The sequence below is a fragment of the Pseudomonas syringae genome (assembly GCF_023278085.1).
GTDB classification, from domain to species: Bacteria; Pseudomonadota; Gammaproteobacteria; order Pseudomonadales; family Pseudomonadaceae; genus Aquipseudomonas; species Aquipseudomonas syringae_Q.
In genome coordinates this window covers 224,292-241,554 of record NZ_CP066265.1, presented here as the reverse complement: position 1 = coordinate 241,554, position 17,263 = coordinate 224,292, and the positions used below count along the sequence as shown (strand labels likewise).

General features: G+C 59.4%; 16 protein-coding genes. 3 read left to right on the top strand and 13 right to left on the bottom strand.

All coding sequences use genetic code 11. From position 1 onward, the window contains the following. Positions 1-10: 10 nt before the first annotated feature. Positions 11-1,111, bottom strand: coding sequence for a glycine-betaine demethylase subunit GbcB (gene gbcB, locus I9H07_RS01125; protein ID WP_024672101.1), 1,101 nt, complete (start codon positions 1,109-1,111; stop codon positions 11-13). A 309-nt stretch (positions 1,112-1,420) separates the two neighbouring features. On the opposite strand from gbcB, the gene gbcA reads away from it, so the two are divergent. Then, positions 1,421-2,719 (top strand): glycine-betaine demethylase subunit GbcA, encoded by a 1,299-nt coding sequence (gene gbcA / locus I9H07_RS01120; protein WP_024672100.1) that lies wholly within the window; start codon positions 1,421-1,423, stop codon positions 2,717-2,719. 686 nt (positions 2,720-3,405) lie between these two features. Here the strand turns inward: gbcA and I9H07_RS01115 are convergent. From I9H07_RS01115 to I9H07_RS01090, 6 genes are all read right to left on the bottom strand, one after another. Further along, positions 3,406-4,203, bottom strand: coding sequence for an electron transfer flavoprotein subunit beta (locus I9H07_RS01115; RefSeq protein ID WP_236424128.1), 798 nt, complete (start codon positions 4,201-4,203; stop codon positions 3,406-3,408). Further along, complete coding sequence (locus I9H07_RS01110; RefSeq protein ID WP_236424113.1) at positions 4,193-5,413, bottom strand: electron transfer flavoprotein subunit alpha/FixB family protein; 1,221 nt, start codon at positions 5,411-5,413, stop codon at positions 4,193-4,195. Before I9H07_RS01110 ends, I9H07_RS01115 begins: the two co-directional genes overlap by 11 nt. After that, complete coding sequence (gene dgcB, locus I9H07_RS01105) at positions 5,413-7,374, bottom strand: dimethylglycine demethylation protein DgcB (RefSeq protein WP_236424115.1); 1,962 nt, start codon at positions 7,372-7,374, stop codon at positions 5,413-5,415. Before dgcB ends, I9H07_RS01110 begins: the two co-directional genes overlap by 1 nt. Positions 7,375-7,483: 109 nt before the next feature. Then, the gene (gene dgcA / locus I9H07_RS01100; RefSeq protein WP_024672096.1) at positions 7,484-9,544 is read right to left on the bottom strand and encodes a dimethylglycine demethylation protein DgcA; all 2,061 of its coding nucleotides are present in this window, start codon (positions 9,542-9,544) and stop codon (positions 7,484-7,486) included. Between the two features lie 15 nt (positions 9,545-9,559). Next, positions 9,560-10,090, bottom strand: coding sequence for a DUF5943 domain-containing protein (locus I9H07_RS01095; RefSeq protein WP_024672095.1), 531 nt, complete (start codon positions 10,088-10,090; stop codon positions 9,560-9,562). A gap of 83 nt (positions 10,091-10,173) precedes the next feature. Further along, positions 10,174-11,151: a dipeptidase gene (locus I9H07_RS01090; protein WP_024672094.1), complete on the bottom strand. Its 978-nt coding sequence runs from the start codon at positions 11,149-11,151 to the stop codon at positions 10,174-10,176. A gap of 228 nt (positions 11,152-11,379) precedes the next feature. Between I9H07_RS01090 and I9H07_RS01085 the strand changes: the two genes are divergently transcribed. Both I9H07_RS01085 and I9H07_RS01080 read left to right on the top strand, forming a co-directional pair. Next, positions 11,380-11,790 carry a lysozyme inhibitor LprI family protein gene (locus I9H07_RS01085; protein ID WP_236424117.1) on the top strand — a complete coding sequence of 137 codons (411 nt, stop codon included), beginning with the start codon at positions 11,380-11,382 and terminating at the stop codon, positions 11,788-11,790. Between the two features lie 55 nt (positions 11,791-11,845). Further along, complete coding sequence (locus tag I9H07_RS01080; RefSeq protein WP_024672092.1) at positions 11,846-12,265, top strand: DUF3010 family protein; 420 nt, start codon at positions 11,846-11,848, stop codon at positions 12,263-12,265. Positions 12,266-12,935: 670 nt separating this feature from the next. Here I9H07_RS01080 and fba read toward each other — a convergent pair. The 6 genes from fba to epd form a co-directional block, all read right to left on the bottom strand. Continuing rightward, on the bottom strand, positions 12,936-14,000 hold the full coding sequence (gene fba / locus I9H07_RS01075; RefSeq protein ID WP_007252810.1) for a class II fructose-bisphosphate aldolase: 1,065 nt from the start codon (positions 13,998-14,000) through the stop codon (positions 12,936-12,938). A gap of 114 nt (positions 14,001-14,114) precedes the next feature. Next, the gene (locus tag I9H07_RS01070; RefSeq protein ID WP_024672592.1) at positions 14,115-14,441 is read right to left on the bottom strand and encodes an MliC family protein; all 327 of its coding nucleotides are present in this window, start codon (positions 14,439-14,441) and stop codon (positions 14,115-14,117) included. Between the two features lie 33 nt (positions 14,442-14,474). Continuing rightward, positions 14,475-14,672: a hypothetical protein gene (locus tag I9H07_RS01065; RefSeq protein WP_024672591.1), complete on the bottom strand. Its 198-nt coding sequence runs from the start codon at positions 14,670-14,672 to the stop codon at positions 14,475-14,477. An 86-nt stretch (positions 14,673-14,758) separates the two neighbouring features. Then, a complete protein-coding gene (locus tag I9H07_RS01060) occupies positions 14,759-14,992 on the bottom strand; it encodes a hypothetical protein (RefSeq protein ID WP_024672590.1) in 234 nt (77 codons plus the stop codon). A 27-nt stretch (positions 14,993-15,019) separates the two neighbouring features. Further along, positions 15,020-16,183 carry a phosphoglycerate kinase gene (locus I9H07_RS01055; RefSeq protein ID WP_058823828.1) on the bottom strand — a complete coding sequence of 388 codons (1,164 nt, stop codon included), beginning with the start codon at positions 16,181-16,183 and terminating at the stop codon, positions 15,020-15,022. Between the two features lie 22 nt (positions 16,184-16,205). Then, positions 16,206-17,249 (bottom strand): erythrose-4-phosphate dehydrogenase, encoded by a 1,044-nt coding sequence (gene epd, locus I9H07_RS01050; RefSeq protein WP_024672588.1) that lies wholly within the window; start codon positions 17,247-17,249, stop codon positions 16,206-16,208. Positions 17,250-17,263 lie beyond the last annotated feature (14 nt).

Here is a 17,263-nt window from a genome sequence, read left to right as displayed (position 1 = left end):
TCAGGCGTGCTCAATACTCAATCCGCACATCCCCCCTCGGCACGCTGCAGCAGGACAGAATATAGCCCTCAGCCACGTCTTCGTCGGTGATGCCGCCGTTGTGTTCCATTTCCACTTCGCCACTCAGCTTCATGACCTTGCACGTTCCGCAAATGCCCATGCCGCAGGCTTTGGGAATCATCAAACCGAGTTTGGCGGCAGCGGCATGCACGGTTTCGCCCGGTCCCACACGGATGCTCTTGCCGGTGTCGGTGAATTCCACCTGATGCAGGTCGGCGATATCGACGTCGGGCGCGTCGGCAGCGATTTCGGCCTGTTCGACGGCATCAGCCCTGGCCTCGGGCGGTGTCGCACCAAATGACTCTTCATGGTATTGCGCCATGTTGAAGCCGTTTTCCTGCAACAGACGCTTGACCGCAGTCATGTAAGGCGTCGGCCCGCAGCAGAACACCTCGCGGTCCATGAAGTCCGGCGCCATCAGCTCAAGCATTTTCTGGTTCAGGTAGCCACGATAACCGGCCCACGGCTCGCCCAGCCCATGTTTTTCGCAGACCAGATGCAGGCTGAAGTTGTCGATCCGCGACGCCATGTGCTCCAGCTCGCGGTGATAGATGATGTCTTTCGGTGAACGCGCACTGTGCACGAAGACCATGTCGACGTTGGCGTTGGTGTCGTAGAACCAGCGCGCCATGGACATCACCGGCGTGATACCGACACCGCCGCTGAGGTAGAGAATTTTCGGGTTCGGGAAATCAATGGCGTTGAACAGCCCGACCGGCCCGTGCACCGCCAGCTCCTGCCCTTCAATCAGCGTGTCATGCAGGTAATTGGAAACCTTGCCACCCGGCACACGCTTGACGGTGATCGAAAAACTGTACGGCACCGATGGCGAGCTGGAGATGGTGTAAGAGCGCATGATCGGCAGGCCGTCGATCTCCAGCTCCAGGGTCACGAACTGGCCTGGCTTGAAGAAGAACATGATCGGCTGGTCGGCCATGAAGCAGAACGTGCGCACGTCCCAGGTTTCCTGGATGACTTTGACGACACGTACCAGGTGACGCCCGTTGGCCCATGTCTGGGTCGTGACCGGGCTCAGGAAACTTTGGGACATACTCGATCTCCACGGCCGACTGTCGGCCTCTCATGCTGCGGATTCTGCGTAACGCGCGAGGCGACCATTTACCTATCAACGACATTCACGTACTTACCGCGACCAGCCCCCGGGAACAAGGCCTTCCGCGTCGGGAACGGATGCGGCCATGTCGCCCATAGACAAGGTTCGCCATGCGCCCGGCTCCACACTCGGCATCAAAGGAATCGAGCATGAACGACTGATCTATCGTCTTGCGTGCAACGCGACAACAACCGTATCAGCCACATTCGCAGGCCGCCCATGATGCGGTCATGAGGGATTTTAACGATGGACGTCACCGCAACCTTGAGCCTGGGCGATCCGCTGGAACCTGCACGCAAGGCCACTGCAGAAATGCTGCAGAGCCGCGAGCGCACTTACTCGCTGCCGCAGCCCTTCTACAGTGATGAACGGCTGTTTGAAATCGACATGCAGGAAATCTTTCATAAAGAATGGCTGATTGCCGGGATGACCTGCGAAATCCCGACCAAGGGCAACTACCTGACGCTGCAGATCGGCAAGAACCCGATCCTGGTCGTGCGTGGCCCGGACGGGGCGGTCAACGCGTTTCATAACGTGTGTCGCCACCGCGGCTCACGGCTGTGCACCGCCGAGAAAGGCAAGGTCGCCAAGCTGGTTTGCCATTATCACCAGTGGACCTACGAACTGGACGGGCGCCTGCTGTACGCAGGCACCGAAATGGGCGACGACTTCGACATGAAGCAGTTCGGCCTCAAGCCGGTACACGTCAAGACCGCGGGCGGTTACATCTTCATCAGTCTGGCGGAGAACCCTCCGGCCATTGACGAATTCCTGTCGACGCTCCGCCACTACATGGAGCCCTACGACATGGAAAACACCAAGGTGGCGGTGCAGACCACCTTGATGGAAAAAGCCAACTGGAAGCTGGTGCTGGAGAACAACCGCGAGTGCTACCACTGCAGCGGCTCGCACCCGGAGCTGCTCAAAACCCTGCTGGAATGGGACGACGTTACCGACCCGCGCGCCGATCAGGCCTTCAAGGATCATGTGGCCGCATCCGCCGCGGCCTGGGATGCCGAGAAAATTCCTTACGCCCATGCCAGCTTCGGCCTGCGTAACCGCATCGTACGCATGCCGCTGCTCAAAGGCACAGTCTCGATGACCATGGATGGCAAGGTCGGCTGCAAGAAACTGATGGGCCGCATCCAGAACCCTGAACTGGGCTCCATGCGCATCCTGCACCTGCCACACTCCTGGAACCACTGCATGGGCGATCACATCATTGTGTTCACCGTGTGGCCGATCAGCGCCCAGGAGACCATGGTCAGCACCAAGTGGATCGTCCACAAGGACGCAGTGGAAGGCGTGGACTATGACGTGCAACGTATGCGTCAGGTCTGGGACGCTACCAACGACCAGGACCGCCGTCTGGCCGAAGAGAACCAGCGCGGCATCAACTCCTCCGCTTACCAGCCAGGCCCTTACTCGAAGACCTATGAGTTCGGCGTGGTCAACTTCATCGACTGGTACAGCTCGCGGATGCTGGAGAACCTGGGTGCAGAGCCTGCTCCCTATCTGAAAGGTGTGGCGGTGAATCACGAGTAAGAGGGTTCCTCTCCGGGCATACCCTTCAGCGTCGAGCCAGCTCAATCCTCTCTGGAACAGGCTGGCTTGCGATCCTGCCAGTCATCTGGCAAGCGATAGGCGCTGCCCTATCAGGCCCCTGTTGAAAAAAGGCAGTCCTTTCATATGCTTGCCCGAGCGTAGAGCCTGTATGTTTTTTAACCAGAAGCCGGAAACCCTTACACCATAACGCTTACAGCAGATCGCGAACATCTTATCCACAGAAGCGCCAACAGACTTTGGGTACAACTTTGCCCGATCGCGCACCTTGCTGTGGAAAACTTTTAAAATACGCTTGAGGGACGAAATACAGACCCCCTTCGTGCTCGGCCTCTCGCAATTGATCGTTTTTTGTACAAAACCTTGAGACCCCCTGTTTAAAAGGCTTGCAGCTGATCACGAACAACTTATCCACAGATACGCCAACAGAGATTGTGAGCAAATCAGTCACCGAAAGCCGTGAGCAAGCGCGTTATTCACTGAAAATCCTCAATGAAAACCGAAGGTTATGCTGATCAATTTTCGAACATCCCTCTGCAAGCCCCGTCTCACGTGCGCTTCAGCCATCCGCAAACATATTATCCACAGGCACACGCACAGGGATTGTGTGTAACTAGCTGCCGAACAATGACACCACGTTCATGAATGCTGCGTCAGGCTGGAATACCTCACCTGACAACGCCTTCCTCGACCAGCACTTTCAGTATCGCTGCCGCAGCCTCATCCGGGCTCAACCCTTTGAGCACCTGCCCGCCACCGCCACTGGCCTTGGCGGTGGCGGCTTTCATACGGTCTGCGCCGCTCTTGGCCTTGATGACTTTCAGGCGCTTGGGCCGAGGTTTGGCGGGTTGCAGGGAAGAAGCTGTCAGCACATCATCGACCACCACTTCAACTTCATCGATAGTCAGTGCCCCGCGCTGCGCAGGGCCGAATGCACTTTGTCGGGCTGTTGGCGCCGCGTTATCCACAGTGGCCAGAAACGGCAGACGGACCTTGAGACGCCGCCGCTGGCCACGAGGCAACGCCTGTAACACCAGCGCCGTACCGTTTTCCAGGGACTCGACTTCAGCCAGACCGGTCACCAATGGCCAGCCAAGCGTCTCGGCCAGCAGGAACGGCAACATGCCCGAGCCCTCACCGGTTTCAGCCTGGCTACCGGTCAGTACAATCTGTGCCGACGAATCGCGAATATGCTCGCCCAAGGCCGCCAGTACATCGGCACCTGGCGGCTGTTCCAGAATGTGCAACTCGCTCAAACCCATTCCCAGATAGGCGCGCAGCGCAGGCTCGCCAGCGTCGCCAGCGTGCAGCACCTGCAAGTTATCCCCAGCCAGTTGCAGGCCGAGCTCGACAGCTCGGGCATCCTGTTCGGCGCGGCGCGCACGTCCTGAAGTCGGATGCGCGCCGATGGACACCAGGCTGATGATCTGCACCCCATACTTATCCACAGCGGAGTCAGGCTGCATCACGTCTCTCTCCATCAGAGCGGGCTTCAACCGCTGCAATCAGCGCCCTGAGAATGTCCGAGCTTTCGCCGATCACGGACAAGTCTGCGCGCTTGATCATGTCGCAGCCCGCATCCAGATTGATTGCAATGACCTTGTCGCAAGCACCGATACCTTGCAGGTGCTGGATGGCCCCGGAGATACCGACAGCCATGTAAACCCTTGCGGTGACCCATGTACCACTGGCACCCACCTGACGCTCACGACCCATGAAGCCATCGTCCACCGCTACCCGCGAAGCGCCTTCGGTTGCACCGAGGGCCGAGGCGGCACGGTGGAAGAGGTCCCAGTCCTTGACGCCGTTGCCACCCGACAAGATGAATTCTGCTTCAGCCATGGGGATAACTGCAGGATCGACAGCCACCGCGCCAAGGTCCTCGATGCGCGACAGGCTGCGCGCCACAGCTGTGGATAACTCGACCGGCAATACCTCATGACGGGTTTCACTCTCGGGTTCGGCACACTCGGCAGCGGCCAGAATCAAACGCGCCAATGGGCGAGCCAGATCCTCACGCCCTGCCCCGGCGCGGCTTATGCACTGTTCATCCTTGACCTGCCAGACCCGCGTTGCAGGTCGCTCGCCGAGGCTGGCCGCAAAGCGCCGTCCCAGCTCGCCACCCCCCGTACGGCTGTCCGGTAGCAGCCAGTGACGGGGGCTGAACTGGTTATCCACAGCACGAAGTCCCTGGACGCGCTGTTCGGGTGAGTAACCGCTGAATTCAGTACCGTCGAGCAGCAACAAACGGTCCACGCCCGCCGTGTCGAAGGCGGTCTCTTTATGCTCGCCGAAAACGACGGCAAGCACTGCCCCTTCGGTACCCGCCAATTGCCGCGCCAGGCCCAACAGATCACGGTCATGACTGCTCAGGCGCCCGCCAACCATGTCGGGCACGACATTGATGTAAAACGCTGGCGCGGCAATTACATGCAGTGGCAGCTGGACTGCGGATGCCGTCAAGCGCCTGGTCGTACCGCCCTGCTGCGCGCCACTGCGGTCAATCCGCTTGATGCCATTGGGGCCGATAAAACCGAGGCCATGCACGTTCTTGCGCATCAGACCGTTCGGTCCCATCCAGCTGCTCTGCGCAGGTTGCATGGCCGCATGCAGCGGATGTAACCGGTTACGGGCGATCCACTCGGCACGAGGATCGCGGCGGATAATGTCGCTCATCAGTGCACCTCCGCAGGTTCACGTTTGGCAGCAACGGATGGGCTGGGGATAACTTCTTCCACCAGCGCGTCGGCCACCAGTTCGGCAATGTCCTTGATCAGCGGCCGGGGCTCGACCACACCTTCGAGCATCGCCGTGCATTGTGGACAACCCACCGCCACGACCTCGGCCGCCGTTTCACGAATGTCGTCCATGCGCATATCGGGAATCCGCTGTCTGCCGGGAATGTCTGTGATGGGCGCGCCACCACCGCCACCGCAGCAGCGGGAACGGAAGCCCGAGCGCTGCATTTCCCTGATCTCGATCCCCAGCGCACGCAGCACTTCACGCGGCGCCTCGTATTCGCCGTTGTAACGGCCCAGGTAACACGGGTCGTGATAGGTCACGCTGGCACCTTTGTGCTGCCCCAGGTTCAGGGCGCCGCGCTTGACCAGTTCCGCCATGAAGGTGCTGTGGTGCTGCACCTGATAGTCGCCACCAAACGCACCGTATTCGTTTTTCAGCACATGAAAGCTGTGCGGGTCGCAGGTCACGATGCGTTTGAAACTGTAATGGGACAGGGTCTGAATGTTGCGTCGGGCGAGCGTCTGGAAGGTCGCTTCATCACCCAGCCGCCGCGCCACATCGCCACTGTCTCGCTCCTCCAGCCCCAGCACGGCGAAATCGACCCTGGCCGCTTTGAGGACTTTGACGAAAGCGCGCAGGGTCCGTTGATTGCGCATGTCGAACGCGCCATCGCCGACCCAGAACAGCACATCCACCGTTTTTTTCTCGCTGAGCAGTGCCAGGTTCAGATCTGCCGCCCAGTTCATTCGCCCGCCCGGCGCAAACCCGCCGGGGTTGTCGGTGGCGATCAGGTTGTCCAGCACTTCAGCGCCCTTGTTCGGCGTAGCGCCCTTTTCGAGGGTCAGGTAACGGCGCATGTCGACGATGGCATCGACGTGCTCGATCATCATCGGGCACTCTTCGACGCAGGCGCGGCACGTGGTGCAGGACCACAGCGTTTCGGCATCCACCAGCCCGTTGACGATGGGCTGATGCGGATTGCCGCCGTGTTCGCCAAGTGGCTTGCCTTGGCCATCCAGCGAGGGATAAGGACTGCCGGCGAACTTCGCATCGGTACCGCCCGCCAGACCGACGACCATGTCCTGAATCAGCTTTTTGGGGTTCAGTGGCTGGCCTGCCGCAAAGGCCGGGCACGCCGCCTCACATTTGCCGCACTGTACGCAGGCGTCGAAACCCAGCAGTTGATTCCAGGTGAAGTCTTCAGGTTTCTCGACGCCCAGCGGCGCGGATCGATCGTTCAGATCAAGCGGTTTCAGGCCGGTGGAACGCCCGCCGCCAAAACGCTCGGCACGCCGGTGCCAGGCAAGGTGCAGGGCACCGGCGAAAGCGTGCTTCATCGGCCCGCCCCAGGTCATGCCGAAAAACAGCTCGCTCACGCCCCACAACACGCCCAACCCAAGAATGACGACCAGCACCCAGCCGCCGAAGTGCTCGGGAAGAATCCCCGCCACTGGCAACGTGACCAGAAAAAAGCTCGCGGAAAACGCCATCAGGCTTTTCGGCAGCCGCATCCATGGGCCTTTCGACAGGCGCGCAGGCGGATTGAGGCGACGCCAATAGACAAACACTGCCCCGACAAACATCACCGCCGTCATTAACAGCAGCGCATAGCCAAGCAGGCGATTATGCAGGCCGAAACCGTGCACCAGAATCGCCAGCATAATCGAGGCCACCGCACCGCCCGCTGTGGCCACGTGGGTGTTGGCGATGTATTTGTCCCGCGCGACTACGTGGTGCAGATCGATCATGTAGCGCTTGGGCATGGCCAACAGCCCGCCGAGCAAATCGACTTTGGAAGGCCGACCAGCGCGCCACAGGTTCATCCGCCGCAAAGCACCCAGTGCCGCAAGGGCCAGAGCGCTGAACAGCAGGATGGGAAGAAGAGTGTCTAGCATCACGTTGCCCTCAAGACGCGAGCTGCAAGCTTCAAGCGACAAGCTGCAAGAAAAAGCTCTGAGCGAAGGCTTTTACTTGCCGCTTCAAGCTAAAAGCTTGTAACTGCCGTCAGAAATCCTTACACAGCCGCAAGCCGTCGTAGATCGCTGCATGGGTGTTGCGTTGCGCCACGCAGTCGCCGATACGAAACAGCAGGTAACCGTCACCCGGCTGGCTCAATGAAGGCTGCGGCTGAATGGCGAACAGCGCGTCGATGTCGATCTGGCCCTTGTTGCGCGAGCCTTCCTTGAGCGCGTAGTAGATCGCTTCGTCCGGACGCACACCGTTTTCCACTACCACCTGATCGACAACGCGCTCTTCCTTGGCGCCGGTGTATTCGTTTTCCAGCACCGCCACCAGCTTGTCGCCCTCGCGATAGACCTTTTCCAGCATCATGTCGCCGGTCATGATCACTTCCTTGGGGTACATGCTGCGGTAGTAGGTCGGGAATGAGGTGCCGCCAATCGCGACACCCGGTTTGATGTCATCGGTAACGATTTCGACCTGGCAACCCTTGTCGGCCAGAAAGTCAGCCACCGACATGCCGGTGAACTCGCAGATGGTGTCGTAGACCAGCACGTTCTTGCCCGGCGCGACCTTGCCGTCCAGCACGTCCCAGCTGCTGACCACCAGCCCTTCTGCCGCGCCCCAGTGTTCGTTCTGCTCCAGAAACGGATGACCGCCCACGGCCAGCACCACGATGTCCGGGCGCAGGTCCAGAATGGTCGCCGCATCGGCCGCAGTCCCGAGCCGCAGGTCGACCTTCAGGCGCGCCAGTTCCAGCTGGAACCAGCGCGTGATGCCCGCAATCTGGTCGCGCTGTGGTGCCTTCGATGCAGTCGTGATCTGGCCGCCGATAAACGCCTTCTTTTCGAACAGCGTCACATCGTGACCGCGCTCGGCAGAGACCCGCGCCGCTTCCATGCCCGCCGGCCCGGCACCGACCACGACCACCTTGCGCTTCGGCCCGGCAGATTTTTCGATGATGTGCGGCACGCCCATGTATTCGCGGGACGTGGCGGCGTTCTGGATGCACAGCACATCCAGCCCCTGATATTGACGATCGATGCAGTAGTTGGCGCCGACGCACTGTTTGATCTGATCGATCTGCCCCATCTTGATCTTGGCGATCAGGTGCGGATCAGCGATGTGCGCGCGGGTCATACCGACCATGTCGACGTAGCCGCCTTCCAGAATCCGCGTCGCCTGATTCGGGTCCTTGATGTTCTGCGCGTGCAGCACCGGCGCCTTGACCACTGCCTTGATGCCGGCCGCCAGGTGCAGGAACGGCTCCGGTGGATAACTCATGTTCGGGATGACGTTGGCCAGGGTGTTGTGGGTGTCGCACCCCGAACCCACCACGCCGAGGAAATCGATCATGCCGGTGTCGTCGTAATATTTGGCGATCTGCTTCATGTCCTCGTGGCTCAGGCCATCAGGGTGAAACTCGTCGCCGCAGATGCGCAAACCGACGCAGAAATCAGGGCCGACTTCCTTGCGCACCGCTTTGATGACTTCGAGGCCGAAGCGCATGCGATTCTCGAAGCTACCGCCCCACTCATCGGTGCGCTTGTTGACGCGCGGGCTCCAGAACTGGTCGATCATGTGCTGATGCACGGCCGACAGCTCGACGCCATCCAGACCACCGGCCTTGGCGCGAGCGGCTGCACTGGCGTAGTTGCCGATCACCCGCCAGATCTCTTCCGGCTCGATGGTTTTGCAGGTTGCGCGGTGCACCGGCTCACGAATGCCCGACGGCGACAGCAGGGTCGGCCAGTGATCGCCATCCCAGCGTGAACGACGGCCCATGTGGGTAATCTGGATCATGATCTTGGCGCCGTGCTTGTGCATGGCATCGGCGAGGTTCTGAAAGTGCGGGATGATCCTGTCAGTCGCCAGATTGACCGATTTCCACCAGCCTTGCGGGCTGTCGATGGCCACGCTTGAAGAGCCGCCGCAGATGGCCAGACCGATACCGCCCTTGGCCTTCTCTTCGTAATACTTCACGTAACGGTCCGTGGTCATGCCGCCGTCAGTGGCATAAACCTCGGCGTGCGCGGTACTCAGCACGCGATTGCGGATCGTCAGTTTGCCGATCTGGATCGGCTGGAACATCGCTTCGAAAGCCATAACCCGATCCTCGATTTACAGCGGCTTGACGACAAACAGACCGTCGTCGTGGCCTTCTTCGGAACCCCCGTAAACCTGCTCGGCGACGGTACGAATCGAGCTGCCGCTGGCCGCGAGAATCTGGTCCATCGCCCCGGCGAACCAGCCGGTGAACATGTAATCGACCTTGCGCCCGACCTTGCCGTAGACGTACACAAAGCAGGAGTGCTCAAGCTTCACGCTGGCGGTGCCTTTCTCGATGTCGATGTCCTGAATCCTGAACAGCCCCCAGCCGCGTTGCGACAGGCGCTTCATGTAGTGTTCGAACACCGCGACGCCTTCCAGACCATGGCACTCGGCTTCTTTTTCACACCAGTGCCAGGCGGATTTGTAACCCGCCTTGTAGAGAATGTCGGCGTAGGCATCGGCGCCCAGTACTTCTTCGATGCCCATGTGATTGTTGACGAAAAAGTGCCGTGGCACGTAGAGCATCGGCAATGCATCGGAGGTCCAGACGCCGGTTTCGCTGTCGACTTCGATGGGCAGTTGCGGGGCGATTTTAGCCATGGGGTCAAACTCCAGATGATTCGGGTTACACCCACCGCCGTTAAGGCCATGGGGGCTCAATTCGATTAGGTATGGCTGGCGGGTTACTCGCCCCAGACGTCGGTCAGCACGTTGACCCAGTTCTCGCCCATGATCTTGCGCACCACGCGCTCGGGGTGGCCGCGCTTGAGCAGGGTTTCCGTCAGATTGGGAAACTCGCCCACGGTGCGGATACCCAGCGGGTTGATGATCTTGCCGAAGCTGGTCAGGCGGCGGGCGTAGCCTTTGTCGTGGGTCAGGTATTCGAAAAAGTCCTGACCGTGGCCCTGAGTGAAATCGGTGCCGATACCGATGGCGTCCTCGCCCACGATGTTCATCACGTACTCGATGGCTTCGGCGTAATCGTCGATGGTCGACTCAATGCCCTTGGCCAGGAAGGGCGCGAACATGGTCACGCCGACAAAGCCGCCGTGGTCGGCAATGAACTTCAGTTCGGCGTCGGACTTGTTGCGCGGATGTTCCTTGAGGCCGGACGGCAGGCAATGGGAGTAGCAGACCGGTTTCTTCGATTCGAGAATGACTTCTTCGGAGGTTTTCGAGCCGACGTGGGACAGGTCGCACATGACGCCGACACGGTTCATTTCGGTGACAATTTCACGCCCGAAACCCGAAAGCCCGCCGTCGCGCTCGTAGCAGCCGGTGCCGACCAGATTCTGGGTGTTGTAGCACAGCTGCACGATGCCGACGCCGAGCTTCTTGAAGATCTCGACATAGCCGATCTGGTCTTCGTAGGCGTGCGCATTCTGGAAGCCGAACAGGATGCCGGTCTTGCCCAGCTCCTTAGCCTTGCGGATGTCGGCGGTAGTATGCACCGGCATGACCAGGTCGCTGTTTTCGCGCATCAGTTTCTGGCTGGTGCAGATGCTGTTGATGGTGGCCTGGAAGCCTTCCCATACCGACACGGTGCAATTGGCCATGGTCAGGCCACCCTTGCGCATGTCTTCAAACAGCTCGCGGTTCCACTTGGCGATGATCAGCCCGTCAATAACGATGCTGTCGGCGTGCAGTTCGGCTGGGCTCATCAGGCTGTCCCCTTTTTTGCTTGCGGCGCACCGAATCGGCTGTCGGCGCTAATAGGGTCAGCATATGCCGGAGGGTTGGGCGAGCCGGGTGCAAAAACGACAGGGGGTTTGCCGAAAGCGTCAAGATGCGACAAAGGGCGACAGCACTTCGCCGGGCGGTGTCGTAAACCTGTTCATTGTCTCGCGCTTGAGACAGAATCAGGCGTATCAATGGATCGGAGCGACTCGATGAAAACGTTTTTGCTGACCCTGGCCCTGATGGCAACGGCTGTGACAGGCGTGCAGGCTGCTCAGAACCCGGATGCCACGCCGTGCGACGGTGTCGAAGACGACAAGCAGACGCTGGAGTGCTCGGTTTACAGCCGGACCACCGCTGAACAATTGCTCAAGGAAAATTTCGACAACCTGCTCAAGCGTGTTCAATCCCAGTTCGTCGCCAACAAGACGCAATTCAACGATTTTACGAGCAAACTCAAAACTGCCCAGCAGGCGTGGGAGAAGCTGCGTGACGCCGACTGCGCGGTTGAAGTCTTCCCTTCTGCAGCAGGCAGCAAGGCCTTCACCATCAGCGAAAACGACTGCATTGCGCGCATGAGTGACGAACGCTCGGAGTACCTGGAGTCGATTGCACAGGAATAACGTCTACGATGGGATAACCTGCTTCTTTATATGAACGAGCTCATCAGGTTTTCTCATGATTATTTGCGGTGTAGAAATCAAAGGCAGTGAGGCCATTTTTGCCCTCGCCACTCGACGTAACGGCGACATTGAGCACCTGCCGCTCGCCACGAAGAAACTGGCGCTGGAGGACGATGACGAGGCCGTCAACGTCAAAGCCTTCGCCACGCAACTCGCCGGTTTCGTGCGTGAAAACGGCATCAGCCATGTGGTCATCAAGAAGCGCAGCAAAAAAGGCGAGTTCGCTGGCGGCCCGACCACCTTCAAGATCGAAACCATCTTCCAGCTGATGTCAGATTGCGAAGTACTCCTGATCTCACCACAGACCGTCAATGCGCAGAACAAGAAACACAACTTCGCCCTGCCAGGCACGCTGAACAAGTACCAACACGAAGCTTACAAGGCAGCGTGTGCCGGGTTGATGAAAAGCGCCTAAGCACTTCAAGGGCGTACGCAGAGCACGGGTAACATGATCGTTCCTACGCTCCCCGCAGGAATGCATTTCGTGACGCTCTGCGTCACATACTGGAGCCTTGACGCCTGATTCAGGCCGTACGAGGTTCAGGCCTGAGCTTCGGTTACGCGAACTGTCTCGCCAGACTTAAGATTTGTGACGCAGAGCGTCACCAACTGCGTACCAACGCGGAGCATTGGCACGATAGTCAACTCAAGAGCGTCCAGAACGGCATGCCCACGCGGAGCATGGGCACGATAGTTGCGCATTATCGTTCCTCACGCTCCAGCGTGGGAATGCATTTCGTGACGCTCTGCGTCACATACTGGAGCCTTGACGCCTGATTCAGGCCGTACGAGGTTCAGGCCTGAGCTTCGGTTACGCCAACTGTCTCGCCAGACTGAAGATTTGTGACGCGGAGCGTCACCAACTGCGTACCAACGCGGAGCATGGGCACGATAGTCAACTCAAGAGCGTCCAGAACGGCATGCCCACGCGGAGCATGGGCGCGATAGTTGGGCATCGTTCCTCACGCTCCAGCGTGGGAATGCCGTTCGTGACGCTCCGCGTCACCTCCATTCACCGCGCAGCTACTTTTGAACCGACATAAAAAAACCCGCATTTCTGCGGGTTTTTTCAGTGCTCAGTCAACTCAGTTGACCTTGGCATCCAGCTCGCCACGGGCGTAGCGTTCGAACATGGCGTCCAGGGAGATCGGTTTGATCTTCGAGGCGTTGCCAGCGGTGCCGAAGGCTTCGTAACGGGCGATACACACATCACGCATGGCCGAGACCGTTTTTGCCAGATACTTGCGCGGGTCGAACTCGCTCGGGTGCTTGGCCATGAACTCGCGGATGGCACCGGTGGACGCCAGACGCAGGTCGGTGTCGATGTTGACCTTGCGCACGCCGTGCTTGATACCTTCAACGATTTCTTCGACCGGCACGCCGTAGGTTTCTTTGATGTCGCCGCCGAACTCGTTGATGATCTTCAGCCATTCCTGAGGGACCGACGAAGAACCGTGCATCACCAGGTGAGTGTTCGGGATACGCTTGTGAATCTCTTTGATGCGCTCGATCGCCAGGATGTCGCCGGTAGGCGGCTTGGTGAACTTGTAAGCGCCGTGGCTGGTACCGATGGCGATGGCCAGGGCATCGACCTGAGTGCGTTTGACGAAGTCAGCGGCTTCTTCCGGGTCAGTCAGCATCTGGCTGTGATCCAGAACGCCTTCAGCGCCCACGCCGTCTTCTTCACCGGCCATGCCGGTTTCCAGCGAACCCAGCACGCCCAGCTCGCCTTCCACGGAAACGCCGCAGGCGTGAGCGAAGGACACCACACGACGGGTGACGTCGACGTTGTAGTCGTAATCGGCCGGGGACTTGCCGTCTTCACGCAGCGAACCGTCCATCATGACCGAACTGAATCCCAACTGGATCGAGCGCTGGCAGATGTCGGGGCTGGTGCCGTGATCCTGGTGCATGACCACCGGGATGTGCGGGAATTCTTCGATGGCCGCAAGGATCAGGTGACGCAGAAACGGAGCACCGGCGTATTTGCGGGCACCGGCCGAAGCCTGAACGATCACCGGGGAGTCGGTCTTGTCGGCCGCTTCCATAATGGCGCGCATCTGTTCCAGGTTGTTTACGTTGAAAGCTGGAACGCCATAGCCGAATTCGGCTGCGTGGTCCAACATCTGGCGCATGCTGATAAGTGCCATTGTCTGTCTCTCTCCCGGTAGGGTCGTTGATCGTGCAGCCTGCCGTAGTGGCGGCCGCTATTCAAGTTATAAGCATTGGCCGCAAGGACCAAGCGTGTGTGCCATGGGTCCGGTTTATCGGGCCTTGCAGCCGCGACCAATCAGATCGTTGGTAGCGTCCCAGTAGATCAGGCCTTCGCTACCCTTGTTGACGAATGCCAACACATTATTACTGTACAGCGTGCCACTGGCAGCGCCAGGTTCAGCCTTGAGCCTGAACACCTGATCGCTTTGATTCAAACGCACGTCGACTTCCTTTTGGGCCGAGTCGATGTAACGCCAGTGAACCTCGGCGTTGCTGTCGCAAACCCAGCGATTCCACGGGTCGTTCTGCTGCGGAGTGCTCATGCTCGAACAACCGCCAAGCGCCGCCAAAGCCACAAGGGCCAACAAGCCTTTCATCATTTCTCCTGCCTGCCCTGCCAAACCGGTGTATCAGGGGCAGTTCTGTTCCTGTTTACTGTCGTCGGCCGGTTCACCCGTGACATGCGCCTCGACCCGTTGGGTATTTTCGGTCGTTGGCACATTCACCGGGGCCGGGCTGAATAGTTGACACGTCCTGGCGTGCGAGCCAGAACCGGTACAGCCAGCCAGTGCAATACAGCTGAGCAGAGCCAGGGCAGCGATCTTCATGACGAAACTCCTTCCTCGGAAAAAATATCCACTCAATAAAGACCGCTGAAGCCCGTCAATGTTGCCAGACGGGTTTCAGGCCTGAATTACAGGCAACCCACACTCCCTGTCTTGCGGGGCATGAATTCGTACCGATCCCACACCTCCTGACCGCCACGCTTGTAGATCACCGGCACCGTTTCGGCCTGCCAGCCCGCCTGATAGCAGCTCAACTGAAGCGGCTGGTTCGGCGCGTCTGCCTCGACGTCTTCAGCTTCGGGCTTGCTCGCGCAACCGGCCAGCAAACCTGCGATGAGCACCCACGGTAACGCCCTGACCATTGCCTACTCCTTGTCCAAGGCCTTCATTCAGGCCTTGGCACGTTGTTCGAGCACTTCAACCGCAGGCAGAACCTTGCCTTCCACGAATTCGAGGAACGCACCGCCGCCGGTGGAGATATAGGAAATCTGTTTTGCCACGCCATACTTGTCGATCGCCGCCAGCGTATCGCCGCCACCAGCAATGGAGAATGCACTGCTTTCGGCGATGGCCTTGGCCAGCGTCCGGGTGCCTTCGCCAAACTGATCGAATTCAAACACGCCGACCGGACCGTTCCACAGGATAGTCCCGGAAGATTTCAACAATTCGGCGAAATGCGCTGCCGTTTGCGGACCAATGTCCAGAATCATGTCGTCATCGGCTACATCGGCGATCAGTTTGACGGTTGCAGGGGCGCTCTCGGCAAACGCCTTGGCAACCACGACGTCGGTCGGCAATGGCACGCTGACTTTCGCAGCGATGGCACGGGCCGTGTCGAGCAGATCAGGTTCATACAGCGACTTGCCAACCTTGTGACCGGCTGCGGCCAGGAAGGTATTGGCAATGCCGCCGCCGACGATCAACTGATTGCAGATGCCGCTCAGGCTGTTGAGTACGTCCAGTTTAGTGGACACCTTGGAACCGGCAACGATGGCGGTCATTGGCTGGGCCGGAGCGCCCAGCGCCTTGCCCAGCGCCTCCAGCTCGGCGGCCAGCAACGGACCCGCAGCAGCGACCTTGGCAAACTTGGCCACGCCGTGAGTCGAACCCTCTGCACGGTGAGCGGTGCCGAAAGCGTCCATCACGAATACGTCGCACAGGGCCGCGTACTTCTGCGCCAGTTCGTCGGCATTCTTTTTCTCGCCCTTGTTGAAGCGAACGTTCTCGAACAGGACGACATCGCCTGCCTTCACGTCGACACCGTCCAGATAATCAGCGACCAGAGGAACCTCGCGGCCCAGCGCCTTGCTCAGGTACTCGGCAACCGGCTTCAGGCTGTTCTCGGCAGAAAACTCGCCTTCGGTCGGGCGACCCAAGTGCGAGCAGATCATGACAGCCGCGCCTTTTTCCAGCGCCAGCCTGATGGTCGGCAGCGAAGCAAGGATACGCGCGTCACTGCTGACAACGCCGTCCTTGACCGGGACGTTGAGGTCTTCGCGGATCAGTACACGTTTGCCTTGCAGATCGAGGTCGGTCATCTTCAACACGGTCATGAGCATTCCTGTTTTTTTACTGTTATTGGTCAGCGACGCGCAAAAAGTGATCGGCGACGTCGAGCATTCGGTTTGCAAAACCCCACTCGTTATCGAACCAGGCCAGCAGATTGACCAGCCGGGGTCCGGAAACGCGGGTCTGACTCGCATCGACAATGGCCGAATGCGGGTCATGGTTGAAATCGCAGCTGGCATGCGGCAACTCAGTGTAGGCCAGCAGCCCCTTGAGCGGGCCACGGGTGGCGGCCTCACGCAGGATACGGTTGACCTCCACTGCATCGGTGTCCCGCGACATCTGCAGTGTAATGTCCAGACAAGACACATTGACGGTCGGTACACGAACTGCTTTGGCCTGAATTCGACCGGCAAGTTCCGGAAGCAGCCGCTCGATTCCTCGCGCCAGACCGGTGGACACCGGAATGATCGACTGGAAAGCCGAGCGGGTACGACGCAAATCCTCATGGTGATAGGCGTCGATTACCGGCTGATCGTTCATCGCCGAGTGAATAGTGGTGATGGTGATGTATTCCAGACCAATGGCCTGATCCAGCAAACGCAGCAGCGGAACGCTGCAGTTGGTGGTACAGGACGCGGCCGAGACCAGCAATTCGCGCCCGGTCAGCCGTTGCTGGTTGATGCCGAACACCACCGTGGCATCGACATCCCGCTCGCTGGCCATAGGCTGGGAAAACAGGACCCGTGGCGCACCGGCATCCAGAAAACGCTGCCCGTCTTCGCGGGTGTTGTAGACACCCGAGCACTCCAGCACCAGATCGACTTCCAGCCCGGCCCAGTCAATGCCTTCGGGCGTTGAACTGCGCAGGACCTTGATCCGGTGATCGTTGATATGCAGGTATTGCCCTTCGACCCGCACTTCGCCGGGGAACCGGCCATGTGTCGAATCAAAGCGCGTGAGGTATTCGAGACTGGCCATATCGGCCAGATCATTGATGGCAACCACTTCAAACCCGGCCTTCGTCCCCCGCTCGCACAGCGCACGAACGACACAACGGCCGATACGACCGTAGCCGTTCAGAGCAACTTTATAAGGGCGGGGCTGGGGCATGAAATTTTCGCCAG

Coding starts and splice junctions, on each gene's coding strand:
- gbcB (WP_024672101.1), bottom strand. CDS start 1,111: ATGTCCCAAAGTTTCCTGAGCCCGGTCACGACCCAGACATGGGCCAAC.
- gbcA (WP_024672100.1), top strand. CDS start 1,421: ATGGACGTCACCGCAACCTTGAGCCTGGGCGATCCGCTGGAACCTGCA.
- I9H07_RS01115 (WP_236424128.1), bottom strand. CDS start 4,203: ATGCAGCCTGACTCCGCTGTGGATAAGTATGGGGTGCAGATCATCAGC.
- I9H07_RS01110 (WP_236424113.1), bottom strand. CDS start 5,413: ATGAGCGACATTATCCGCCGCGATCCTCGTGCCGAGTGGATCGCCCGT.
- dgcB (WP_236424115.1), bottom strand. CDS start 7,374: ATGCTAGACACTCTTCTTCCCATCCTGCTGTTCAGCGCTCTGGCCCTT.
- dgcA (WP_024672096.1), bottom strand. CDS start 9,544: ATGGCTTTCGAAGCGATGTTCCAGCCGATCCAGATCGGCAAACTGACG.
- I9H07_RS01095 (WP_024672095.1), bottom strand. CDS start 10,090: ATGGCTAAAATCGCCCCGCAACTGCCCATCGAAGTCGACAGCGAAACC.
- I9H07_RS01090 (WP_024672094.1), bottom strand. CDS start 11,151: ATGAGCCCAGCCGAACTGCACGCCGACAGCATCGTTATTGACGGGCTG.
- I9H07_RS01085 (WP_236424117.1), top strand. CDS start 11,380: ATGAAAACGTTTTTGCTGACCCTGGCCCTGATGGCAACGGCTGTGACA.
- I9H07_RS01080 (WP_024672092.1), top strand. CDS start 11,846: ATGATTATTTGCGGTGTAGAAATCAAAGGCAGTGAGGCCATTTTTGCC.
- fba (WP_007252810.1), bottom strand. CDS start 14,000: ATGGCACTTATCAGCATGCGCCAGATGTTGGACCACGCAGCCGAATTC.
- I9H07_RS01070 (WP_024672592.1), bottom strand. CDS start 14,441: ATGAAAGGCTTGTTGGCCCTTGTGGCTTTGGCGGCGCTTGGCGGTTGT.
- I9H07_RS01065 (WP_024672591.1), bottom strand. CDS start 14,672: ATGAAGATCGCTGCCCTGGCTCTGCTCAGCTGTATTGCACTGGCTGGC.
- I9H07_RS01060 (WP_024672590.1), bottom strand. CDS start 14,992: ATGGTCAGGGCGTTACCGTGGGTGCTCATCGCAGGTTTGCTGGCCGGT.
- I9H07_RS01055 (WP_058823828.1), bottom strand. CDS start 16,183: ATGACCGTGTTGAAGATGACCGACCTCGATCTGCAAGGCAAACGTGTA.
- epd (WP_024672588.1), bottom strand. CDS start 17,249: ATGCCCCAGCCCCGCCCTTATAAAGTTGCTCTGAACGGCTACGGTCGT.